Source organism: Sphingobacterium sp. UME9 (assembly GCF_014170215.1).
Classification (GTDB): Bacteria; Bacteroidota; Bacteroidia; order Sphingobacteriales; family Sphingobacteriaceae; genus Sphingobacterium; species Sphingobacterium paramultivorum.
Genome location: NZ_LZZP01000012.1, coordinates 139,148 through 151,195, shown reverse-complemented (window position 1 = coordinate 151,195; position 12,048 = coordinate 139,148). Strand labels below are relative to the sequence as shown.

Here is a 12,048-nt window from a genome sequence, read left to right as displayed (position 1 = left end):
ATATCCTTTTTTACTTATTTGTTATTCTGCAACAATTTTTCCTTGCATGACACCATAGTGACCAGGGAAGCTACAAATAAACGTATAAACTCCTTTTTCAAGTGTAAAAGTGATTTTATCAGTTTCTCCAGGTCCCAATAATTTTGTGTGGGAAACAATTGAAGATAAAGCTGATTTTGGAATATATTCGTCTGCAGCAGCTGCAGCAGCCTCAGCGCCAAAAGTTGGAAGGTCAACACCTGGTTTTAGGATAACTACGTTATGTCCCATGGACTCTTTTGGCATAGTACCTGCATTTTTGAAAGATAATTCTACTGGCTCACCCGCTTTTACACGGAATAAATCCTTATTATATTTCATTTGATCGTTACCTTCTAAAGATAAGCTGTTGGAAATAGCTACGTTTTCAATACCAGGCACTGTTTCTGTTGCTTGGCTTTCGGTTGAAGTTGTCGCTTCTGTACTAGTTGATTTTTCAGACTTGTCACTGTTTCCACCACAAGACGCAATTGATAAAGCAACTGCAACTGCTGGTATCATAAAAAGTTTTTTCATTTGAATGATTGTTTGTTTATCTTTTATTTATTGTAGGCATTTCCGCAGCCTTTAGCGGTTTAGTGATGAAGTTATGACGAACGTAATTCCTTTCTGGATGCGCGTTCATGAGAAATAACATCAAAACATCTTGTTTATGTTCTAAAATTAATGATTTCATTGATAAATTGAAACTATCATTTCAATTTTGACAATAAAGTATCAATTGTTTTATATAATTTGATAGGATCGAATGGCTTTCCGACAACTTCATTGGCTCCGGCATCGAGCGCTTCCTGTTGTTCGGCTTGGAGCACAGAGGCTGAAATGGAAATAATCGGCATGTTTGCGATTAACGGATTAGTGTTTCGACGTATTTCCTTGATCGCTTCAAAACCACTCATGAGTGGCATATGGGCATCCATAAACACCAGATCAATTTTTTTCTTATTGATTTCTTCTAATGCAATGAGGCCATTGGTCGCCAAAGTGATTTCGCAATTCCAGCTCTTCAGGATATTTGCCAGCATAAAACTGTTTAATTCATTGTCTTCAGCAATCAGGATCATCGGAAAGTTGAACTTGGGTAATTCTGTATAGAGTACCTGCGTTGCTTTCTCTACCGGTTTGTCTTTGATTTTGTCGAAAGTACATTCAAAGGAAAATATACTTCCTTTACCATATTCACTTGAAGCAAAAACCCGACCGTTGAGCAGTGCAGCAATACGTTTTACAATCGCAAGACCTAATCCTGTACCGCCAAATTTTTTGGTGATACTATCTTCTCCCTGTTCAAACGCAATAAATATTTTTTCCAAGGCGTCTTCTACAATGCCGATCCCTGTGTCTATAACCTGAAACCGTAAACAGATGTTATGGTTATCTTCTGTTAGGAGCTGAATTTTTAATACAACAGAACCTTCCGAGGTGAATTTAAAACTATTGGAAATAAAGTTGGTCAATATCTGTTTCAACCGTAATGGATCTGTCAGAAAATAACTTGTGATCCGATCGTCTACATCAATTGAAAAATTGAGCCCTTTGTAGTTGGCTTTATCAATAAAGAGATTGTTTAGATCATCTGTAATATCGTGCACTGATGTCGACTCCATATTAAGCTTCATCATGCCCGAATCAACTTTTGAGAGATCCAATATGTCGTTGATAATGGTCAGCAGATTTTGTGAGGCAGAATCCAGTTTATTGATCCAGTTTTCTTGTTCAAAAGTGAGCTGGGAGTTTTTTAGCATCTGTGTAATGCCCATAATGCCATTAATAGGCGTACGAATCTCATGGCTCATATTGGCTAAAAAGGTTTCTTTCGACTTTCTGGCAAGATCGGCCTCTTCTTTAGCTTTGAGAATGGCCTGTTTTGATTCTTCTAAAGCAATGTTTTTCTCTTTAATTTCCTGCTGTATCAATAATTGTTGGACAAAAGATTTTACTTTCGCGATGGTTGCTTCCGGGTTAAGCGGTTTATATAGATAATCCACAGCTCCGCTATTAAGTCCCTGAATGAGGTATTTGTCTTCTTTTGAAATCGCTGTTACCATAATGGGGATAATATGGTTTGTTTTTGGATTCTTCTTTAGGAAGGAAACAAATTCAAAACCATTGATTTCTGGCATCTGCACGTCAACGAGCGCTAAGTCAATATCCTCTTTCCAACAGATTTTTAAAGCTTCGTTGGGATCTGTGCTCGTCACTATATTTATATTTTCGATATCCTCCAGCAGTGCTGTAAGACTGATAATATTTTCAATTTTATCATCGACAATCAATATATTTATCTTCTTCATTATAGCAAATCTAAATACAATTTTAAGTCAATTGCTTGATGTAGTCTTTAATTTCTTGAATGCTCAAAATGCGTTCCTGTGCATCGAGTTGAATAGCTGCTTCAGGCATAATGGGAACTTCAGCCGTCGCAGGGTCTTGTACAAAAGTCGTCCCGCCATATCTTTTTATCATTAATAATCCCTGTGCACCATCCTGATTCGCTCCAGAGAATAAGATAGCCGTACAATTTTCTTTATATATTTCGGCCACGGATTCAAAAGTCACATCAATTGATGGTCTTGAGTATTGAACAGGTTCCGAGATATCCAAAGAAAAGCTATAGTCTGGTTCAACTAAAAGATGATAGCCAGCAGGGGCAAAATAAATAGTCCCATCTTCTATCGCTTCCTTATCATCTGCAGTTTTTATTTTTTGAACAAGCGCTTTGGAAAGCGTGTCCTCAATACTAGAAGCATATTTAGGGTTTCTATGTACAATGACAATAACGGGTATGCGGATTGGTCGTTCCAATGACTTTAATATATTTAGAATGACACTAAACCCACCTGCAGACCCCGCTAACAAAAGAATTTTTCTTTCCATCACCTACTACCCAATTTTTTGGTAAATATTCTGTTTTTTGTTTACGATCTTAAATTTAGCAGCGTCTTTATAGTTGATTAAAGATTCTTTCGCTCCCAAACATAAGAAGCCCAGATGGCAAAGAGAATGATAGAATAAATCCAGGACTTTATTTTGCAGTTCAGTATCAAAATAGATCAATACATTACGGCAGGTAATCAGTTGAAATTCATTAAAAACGCCATCGGACACCAAGCTATGCATGGAGAAAAGGACATTTTTTTTCAGACTATTATTAATGGTAGCGGCGTTGTACATCGCTGTATAATAATCCGACAATGAGTTTTTTGGTTCTGTTTTAATAAAATTTTCCGAGTATTCTTTAACTTTTGCAAGAGAATAGATACCGCGTTTTGCCTTTTCTAACACTTTGCTGTTAATGTCGGTACCATAAATAAACGCACGTTGGTAAAGATTTGCTTCTTCTAACAATATGGCCAGCGAATAAACTTCTTCGCCAGTAGAACAGCCTGCACTCCAGAGTTTTATATGTGGATAAGTTGCGAGATAGGGAAATACATCCGTTTTTACAGCTTTATAAAAATCGGGATCCCTAAACATTTCAGTCACATTGACTGTAATTTCCTGTAGGAAATAGGTGCTGAATCCGGGCTGATTGATCAAATTGGACTTTAGCTCCTGTAGATTGAGCTTGTTAAGTTCCATTATTCTAGTCACACGTCTTTTTAAAGAAGCTCTTGTATAGCCGGACACATCATAGCCGTGGAGATTTTTTACTATATCAATAACTTCTTCCAACTCTTCAAAACTTATCATTGCTACTATTTTATCGGTTAACTCAGCCATACGCGCATTAGGGATATTAATTTGTCAACATCAACCGGTTTACTAATATAATCGTTTGCTCCAACAGCAATTGTTTTTTCTCTATCACCTTTCATTGCTTTCGCTGTCACAGCAATAATAGGAAGGTTTGCAAATTTCTTGTTTGCCCTAATTTTTTCGATAGCCTCATAACCATCCATAACGGGCATCATGATATCCATTAAAACAAGGTCAATCTGTTTATTCCGTTCAAGAATATCTAAAGCTTCCTGACCATTGTTGGCAATTTCAATGTTCATATCATAGCTTTCAAACGCCGTGCTAAGGGCAAAAATATTCCGCATATCGTCATCTGCCAGTAATACTGTTTTGAAAGCTAAATTGTTTTCCGCAATTACAGAGGATCCTGAGTGATTGAACATCGTGTATTCGTGCTTATTGCCGCGAATTTTATTTAAGAATAAATTAACTTCATCAATCAGACGATTATTTGATTTAGCTGACTTAAGGACCATCGCTTGGCTGTGATGCAAAATTTCGGAAGTCTGCTCTGTCGTGAGTTCCATTGCCGTATTGATGATAATGGGTAAATCCTTAAATTGATTGTTCGATTTGATTTCATTCAGGAGTTCAATGCCTGATTTGTCAGGGAGATTCAGATCCATAATGATGCAGTCAAACAATTTCTCTTGATCTAATAAATCGAGTGCCTGTCTCGCATTGAAAGCCTGAAATATCTGAATATGCTGTTCTTCTAAAGATTGTTTGATAAAATCGCTTTGAATTTCCTGATCTTCCACCAGCAGAATTTTTTTCAATGGATGACTAGTCGATGCTTTTATTTTTAAGAATGTTTCAGCCAAAGATTCTTCTGACACAGGTTTAGCCATAAACCCGATGGCTCCTGCAGAAATAGGTTCATCATGTAAAAATGTTCCTGCCGACATCATGTGCACGGGGATCTCCTTGGTGCTATCAATTTTCTTGAGGTTACGAAGAACTTCCCAACCATCCATTTTAGGCAACATAATATCTAAGATAATTGCGGCAGGTCGTAAATTCTGTGCTTTTTGTAAACCATCTTGCCCATCATAGCTGATGTATACATCGTAGCCATTTTGTTCGGCGTAGTCTTTTAGAATATCTGCAAAAATAAAATCATCCTCAATAATGAGAAGTTTATTGTGTTTTCCATCGTTGTCGATCGACTTCGTTTTTTCGACTATAGGATTTTCCTTCGGAATTTGCGTTGGCGGATTACTTTCTTTTTCGATAGATGTTACTTTCGGGACTGAAATTTGAATCTCCTGTTCTAGCGGGATACTGAAGGTGAAGATACTACCTTCACCAACCTTACTGGATAAGGTTATTTTCCCTTTTAATAAGCTAGCAATTTCGCGGCATATCGATAGGCCGAGACCAGTGCCACCATATTTACGGCTAGTTGAACCATCTTCCTGTTTAAAAGCATCAAAGATTAGCTCTTGTTTTTCAGGAGCAATGCCAATACCGCTATCTTCAACAGTAAAAAGAAGATTTTCTGCTTCAGCTTTTATTGCTAAAGAGACCTCGCCCTTTTCACCCGTAAATTTAAACGCATTCGATAATAAATTCTTGAGGACTTGTTGTATACGATGTTCATCACCAATGAATTCCTGCGGTGCATTTACGTCGACATCGAGTAAGAAGTGAATATTTTTCGACACTGCGGTATCACTGAAAAAATCTTTAATATAATTGACAAGATAGTTCGTGTTGATACGTTCTTTTTGGACGTCGACTTTGCCCGATTCAATTTTTGCCAGATCCAACAATTCGTTAATTAAATGTAGTAGATCTGAGCCGGCACTATGAATAACAGAAGCATATTTTATTTGGTCCTCACTGAGGTTTTTCTTTTTGTTATCCTGAAGTAATTTGGCAAGAATGAGAATACTATTAAGTGGTGTCCGCAATTCATGGCTCATATTGGCCATAAATTCAGATTTATATTTGCTAGAAAGCTCTACTTCCTCTATTTTTTGGGCTATGGCCTGACGGGCTTTTTCCAGATCTTCATTTTGTGCAAAGAGCAATTTTGCCTTCTCGTCCAGCTCATTATTGGTTTGGATAAGTTCTTCCTGCTGTACTCGAAGCTCTTCCTCAGAAGCCTCCAACAAATGTGTCTTATGGATTAACTCTTCATTAGTTGTTCTCAATTCCTCCTGTTGAGTCTCTAATTCCTCCGTTTGTTGTTGAAGTTCCTCATAAAGATCGGCAAGCTTTCCATGAGTTTGGGCTACTTTGATGATAACGGCAATGTTATCTTTTGCTTTATCCAAGAAGTTAAATCGCAGTTGCTCGTCCTTCTCATTGATAATGGGGCAACAAATCTCCATAACACCGACACAATGGCTTTCATAAGAGAAGGGTACAATATAAATCTCAGCTTCTAAGTGATCAGATAATGAGGTCTCTAAGATAAGGTGCTTGTGGTCAATATCTTTTATTTTAACGACTTTATGATTGTTTGCGACTTCGCCCAAAATACCATCGTTTTCCTTAAACGTTCGTTTGATATACTGTGTGGAGGAAATGCCAATTTTGTGGCATAGCTGATATTCCTGATAGTTATCATCGAAAATATAAATAGTCCCACCTAATGCTTTTGTCGTGGAAGCAATAGCATGTAGGCTTATTTCAGCAATTTTCTTGTCTGTATAATCACCGCGTAATTGTTCGTCGATACCGTTAATAGCATTCAAAATCCAGTTATCACTGTTAGTCTGGTCTTGCAATAGTTGGAGGCGGTTATTGGATTCTTGTTGACTTTTCACTGTAGACCTCAGAAATCTAGAGATCGAGGAAATTTTAGCGAGAATATAGAAGAACCCACTTAAGCCAATGGCGATGAAAAGGTAAGTAATGTACTGGGCAAGTTGCAGTTCATTTCGAGACTGTTCTAACCTTTTTGCCCGTTGGTCTAATAGGTCTCTCGACATTAGATCGATCTGATTTAATATTGAGGCCTTTCGCTCGTGAATATTATGGGATATGGATTGAGTTTCCTTTGTATGATCGATATCCTGCTCAAAGTCATAAAATGCAACAATATCTTTACGGATGTTTTCAGTGCTATTTGGTTGAACATGGTAAAAATCATCTTTCAGACTTAAAGATCGTAACAGTTCATCCATTTTTTTTAATTCCATTTTATAAGGAATAAATAGCGAAGCGTCTTTCTTATTCAGGTAATCAAGTTTGATGTCATTTACCTCGTCTACACTTGATTTAATTTCATTAATGATATTGAATCTATTTTCGGCAACACGAACAATACTTCGCTCGTTATTTAAGTTATGATGCAGCGATATGAAAAAATATAGGGCTGAAAGGAAGATAAGCGAAAAAGAAATTATCACTCCTATGGTAATTTGCTTTCTATAATTTTTTCGATCCATGTTAGAATGAGTTTATCGTTTACTTTTCTGTAGGTATTGTGTTTCGATGGTACCTGGGGAAAAAGATATATGTAAAATAACAAAAAAACTTGCTATTCCTAAAATAATCAAAAGTCAGAATAGAAACAAACCTATAAACAGTCAAGGGGCATCCTAAAATAATCGATTACCGCGCAATAGCGATTTTTTGTTACGTAAGCGTAGCTCATAGCATTTTTTGTCTTTTAATTCTGAGTTGCAGCAAGTAGGGATCAAGCAGTGATCAAATTAGGCCTTTTAACAGTACTTGTTCAGTGTTTGTTCAGTGCTCGTTCAGTGATTGTTCAGTGATAACTCAGTGTAGACTGAATAATCAGTGACTGATCACTGTCTAAAAATTGATTGAAAATTGTTCTTAGCTATATGTTGGTAGGGAGATGGTTCGGTCAAGTCTATTAAATAGAAGAAGAAAAAATGCTTATAAAAACAAAACCCTGATGATGGGCACCAGGGTTCGTTACTAACCAATTATAAACCTAAATTATGAAAAGACTCTTTAAGGGCTCCTAAACTAAATTAGTTGCCGTGTTGTGCCGTGAAAACTAAAAATGATTGTTTTTTTAAATCTTATGCAAGCTTCAAGTAAATAACTCTTCTGACTGCTTGCTGTTAGTGTTTCATAGCGAGATAACCTTTAATTATCTTCTACAAAGATACGGTAAATATACAGTAGCATCCAAATATTTTTGAGAATAAGTTGCTAATACAACTATGTTGTGACACACAAATGATATTTTGGCTTAACTGAATAATTATCTGACGGCCCTGTCAATTAGATCAGTATCGCTACGCGAATTATTACTCGAAATGCCTTACTTTTACAAAAATAAATTTTTATGGTATTGACCGAATTTAAATCGATAAGAGCATTTGTATTGGATGTAGATGGTGTATTGACTGATGGTACTGTACAAGTTAATGAAGAAGGGCATCAGTTACGTACATTTAATATAAAAGATGGCTATGCTATGCAGTTGGCGATCAAGAAAGGCTATCCTATTTTTATTATCACAGGGGGAGGTTCGAAGGGGGTCGAGCAGCGGATGAAAGGTTTGGGAATCAAAGAAGTGTATTCAAAAGTTACTGACAAGCTGTCTAAAATGAAAGAACTTGCTTATGATTACAAGCTTGAATTAAATCAGTTGATGTACATCGGTGACGATATCCCTGATTTTAGCTGTATGAAGTCTGTTGGAGTAGCTGTTTCTCCGGCAGATGCAGTAGAAGAGATCAAGAAAATTTCACATTATGTGTCTGGTTTTTGTGGCGGAAAGGGAGTTGTGCGTGAATTGATCGAAAAGGTCATGAAAGTACAAGGCAATTGGTATGAGGATGAAACAGTAAAAAGTATATAAGGATGTTGAAAAATCTAAAAAATAGAACAATTATATTAGGGTCTCAATCTCCACGGAGAAAACAGCTGTTAGCAGGGCTTGGGCTAACATTTGAAGTCGACGTTCGGGAAACGGCAGAATACGTGGATCCGAATTTATCCGCTGCTGAGGTCGTTCGCCAAATCGCTATTTGTAAAGCTGAGGCATTTGGGGATAAAGACGATTGTTTGGTTATCTGTGCTGATACTATTGTCGTATCGGATAAGGGCGAAATTTTAGGTAAACCCAAAGATGAACAGGAAGCCAGAGCAACGCTAACAAACTTGTCTGGTAAGAAACATTTGGTGTTGACTGCTGTAGCGATCTCATGGGAGGGTAAGATTAGTACTTTCGTCGAAACGACAACTGTTTATTTTTACGAATTAGATGCGGATGAAATCGATCATTATGTTACTAAATTTTCACCATTAGATAAAGCGGGTTCTTATGGAATACAGGAATGGATCGGCTTAATCGCCGTAAAAAAAATAGAGGGAGAATATAATAATGTGGTCGGATTGCCAACGGCAAAGCTTTATCAAGAATTGAAAAAGTTAATGTAAAAAAAGCGGCAAAAGCCGCTTTTTTATTATTCCTTGATTTTTTTAGCTGAGCTGTTATTTGATGAAATAACGAACCCCAGTGTAGAACATGCGTCCTGTTAATGGTCCCCAAAGCATTGAAGTATCAAAATAGTTTCCAAAGGGTTGATCCGCTGCAAGTATTGGCATATTTTGGAAATAATTAGACAGATTTTCTCCGCCCACATATACAGTGAAGTTTTTCTCTTTCCCAAAAGTTTTGCTAATCTGCGCATTCATGGTCGCATAAGCTTTTGATGCTGTAGGCATTTGATATTCAACGGGGTTCTCTGCTGTTGACGGAATGCGTTTTTGTCCAACAACATTCAACGTATAGTCTACACTCCAGCCAGAATGGTGATTATAAGCTAGGTTCACAAAACCACGGTGTTTGGCCAATAGCGGTTTGGTCTTTCTGCCACTTTCAAAATCAGTTTGGACATCAAGTAAGCGATAGGCCAATCTCGTTTCAAAATGTGGTGCTGGCATAAAGCGAAATTCTGTTTGCAAGCTATTGGAGAAAGACTTCCCATTCAAATTGTAAAAATTGATCTCTCGGGGATTTTCGTAATCGACCACGACCTGATTAGAGAAGCTGTTGTGGAAAAATTCAACGGATGCCGAAGCCTCACGTCCAAAGATCCGCATACTTTGGTCTATCGCTATTCCGCTATTCCAGGAGACTTCAGGTTGTAGGCCATAAGCTTTATTGTATATATTAGGCGATTGAATAACCAATTTTCTACTGCTTGCCAAGACGGCCGTATTCTCTGCAAATATATTTGCTGTACGTTGACCTCTTCCTGAGCTAGCTCGAACCGTTGTTCCCGCAATCGGTGCATAACGTAAATGGATGCGTGGTGTTGTAAACCAACCATATAGGGAATTGTAGTCTTGGCGGAGACCAATAATGGCATCAAATTTTTCTGATGGACTATAGGTATATTCTGCAAATGCTCCCGAAACCACTTCTTTCCTTTTGAAGTTTTGATCTTTTAAATACCACTCATTGTAATTGTCATAATTAATGGAGGCACCAACGCGATACTTATGAGCGACTGTGCCGATAATATCTTGAAATAAGAGGTTAGCATACCCATTTTGTTGGTCCGAATTGTAGTTATTGAGCCCAAAATAGCTTTTTTGATTGTAATTTGACCCTGCAAGCTGGAGACCTATGCTGCGGTGCTTATTTTCGGGGAACACATAACCAATTTTAGCGAAACCTTCTACACGTTCAATATCAAACCCCAAACCATAGCGATTCGTTGTACCCTTATCTGTCTTTTCGTTAAAATCAATCTGCCCGCCTGTACGGTCGTCATTGAGATATTTTACCCCAAATTGTACCATAAGTCCTTTTCCATTTTCATAAAACCAACGGTTGACACCAGAGAATAGATTGCCAACAGGCACATCTCTAAACCCGTTGTGACTAAAGTTCATGGATTTATTGTACATGAAATTGTCGTGCAACAGAACAGCAGTGGACCAATGCTGACCAATTTTTTGTGAAAGATTTAAGTTGACATCTGTGCGTCCCATGTTGTTAGCATAGGCATTAAAAAACAATCTTTCTGAATTTTGAGGTTTTTTCAATTCGACGTTGATCTGTCCGGCCATGTTTTCGAAACCGTTGGCTACGGAACCGATACCTTTCGCGATTTGAATTGATTCAATCCATGTTCCTGCAATAGAATTTAACCCTAAAGGAGAAGCGAGCCCACGAGGTCCGGGTAAATTTTCAACGGTTAATTGGGTATAAATGCCACTAAGGCCCAGCATTTGAATCTGTTTGCTGCCTGTTACAGCATCAGCACTGACGACATCGACGGAGGCATTGGTTTCAAAGCTCTCGCTTAAATCACAGCAAGCCGCTTTGAATAACTCTTTTCCTGTAAGAACTTCCAGTCGTGCAGGTGTCATACGGTCGATGTAATTTGAGCGTCGTGTTCCTTTAACCTCGACTTCCATCAACACATTTCCCTTTGCTGTAATCATGATGACTTCATGAAGATCTTTGACCGTGATGGTGTCAGGTTTCATTCCTACATAACTTACAACTAATTTGTTGAACCCTTCTTTATGGTCCAATTTAAAAACACCATTTTCGTTTGTCCTTGTGTTTTTTGTTGGAAGGTTGGCCCAGTGTAAATTGGCACCAATAATGGGTTTAAGATCCCCCTTTTCGTTTTCTTCAACTACAACACCGGTAACTGTATGTGGATGGTCATGGTTATCGGTTGTTACAATTTTCTTTTCGGGTATTTTGCCATTTTCCAATCGCGGATACATACAACATTCATGGAGTTTAGCATAGGATTCATCAGTGGCAACCAAGTTGTCTACATCATGACCAACTTGAGCAATATTTTTCTTGATTGCCTCCAGTTGAACTTTTTTGGGGTTATATTTGATTTGCAATAAATTGTCTCCCGCATTCCAAACAGCCGTTTCTACGCCATGCATTTTTGCGGCAGTTTCAATACGTTTTTTACACATGGCACAATTCCCAGCCACGGTAAGAGTCCTCGTACTGTCGGTCTGTGCCTGTACAAATGCCAGAAAAAATAAGCATAGAATGGTTGTCGTATATATTTTTTTGAAAATTTGATTCATCATTTTAATTAAGAGTATTCGCTTCAACTAGCATTTAATTTTTACCTTCATGATACCGCGCAACCACATTCAAGGGGTACGGATTTATTTTTTCAGTTCTACTATTTTTGCTGAATGATTTAAAATCCACTGTTTTTTGTTCCGTGACAAGCTACGGAAAGATCAATGCTGGGAATAACGGTCTGCCGTTCTCACGAAATATAAAAACTATACTGGACTTCGGTCAATTCAAGAAAATGAACTGTGTTCGGTGAA

8 protein-coding genes are annotated in these 12,048 nt (G+C 37.7%); 2 read left to right on the top strand and 6 right to left on the bottom strand.

Annotated features, from left to right (window positions below; all coding sequences use genetic code 11):
* Nucleotides 1–21: 21 nt before the first annotated feature.
* The 5 genes from A9970_RS18125 to A9970_RS18105 all read right to left on the bottom strand — a co-directional run bounded on the left by A9970_RS18125 (nucleotide 22) and on the right by A9970_RS18105 (nucleotide 7,181).
* Nucleotides 22–555 (bottom strand): plastocyanin/azurin family copper-binding protein, encoded by a 534-nt coding sequence (locus A9970_RS18125; protein WP_075991088.1) that lies wholly within the window; start codon nucleotides 553–555, stop codon nucleotides 22–24.
* Between the two features lie 176 nt (nucleotides 556–731).
* A complete protein-coding gene (locus A9970_RS18120) occupies nucleotides 732–2,333 on the bottom strand; it encodes a response regulator (protein WP_153846016.1) in 1,602 nt (533 codons plus the stop codon).
* 22 nt (nucleotides 2,334–2,355) lie between these two features.
* On the bottom strand, nucleotides 2,356–2,916 hold the full coding sequence (locus A9970_RS18115) for a chemotaxis protein CheB (protein ID WP_200845652.1): 561 nt from the start codon (nucleotides 2,914–2,916) through the stop codon (nucleotides 2,356–2,358).
* A gap of 6 nt (nucleotides 2,917–2,922) precedes the next feature.
* Complete coding sequence (locus A9970_RS18110; protein WP_153846014.1) at nucleotides 2,923–3,732, bottom strand: protein-glutamate O-methyltransferase CheR; 810 nt, start codon at nucleotides 3,730–3,732, stop codon at nucleotides 2,923–2,925.
* A gap of 17 nt (nucleotides 3,733–3,749) precedes the next feature.
* A complete protein-coding gene (locus A9970_RS18105) occupies nucleotides 3,750–7,181 on the bottom strand; it encodes a response regulator (RefSeq protein ID WP_182983284.1) in 3,432 nt (1,143 codons plus the stop codon).
* An 875-nt stretch (nucleotides 7,182–8,056) separates the two neighbouring features.
* On the opposite strand from A9970_RS18105, the gene A9970_RS18100 reads away from it, so the two are divergent.
* Together A9970_RS18100 and A9970_RS18095 are read left to right on the top strand one after the other, a co-directional pair.
* Nucleotides 8,057–8,575: an HAD family hydrolase gene (locus A9970_RS18100; protein ID WP_153846012.1), complete on the top strand. Its 519-nt coding sequence runs from the start codon at nucleotides 8,057–8,059 to the stop codon at nucleotides 8,573–8,575.
* A 2-nt stretch (nucleotides 8,576–8,577) separates the two neighbouring features.
* Nucleotides 8,578–9,156: a nucleoside triphosphate pyrophosphatase gene (locus A9970_RS18095; RefSeq protein ID WP_153846011.1), complete on the top strand. Its 579-nt coding sequence runs from the start codon at nucleotides 8,578–8,580 to the stop codon at nucleotides 9,154–9,156.
* 54 nt (nucleotides 9,157–9,210) lie between these two features.
* On the opposite strand, the gene A9970_RS18090 is transcribed toward A9970_RS18095, so the two are convergent.
* Complete coding sequence (locus tag A9970_RS18090) at nucleotides 9,211–11,796, bottom strand: TonB-dependent receptor domain-containing protein (RefSeq protein WP_182983283.1); 2,586 nt, start codon at nucleotides 11,794–11,796, stop codon at nucleotides 9,211–9,213.
* Nucleotides 11,797–12,048 lie beyond the last annotated feature (252 nt).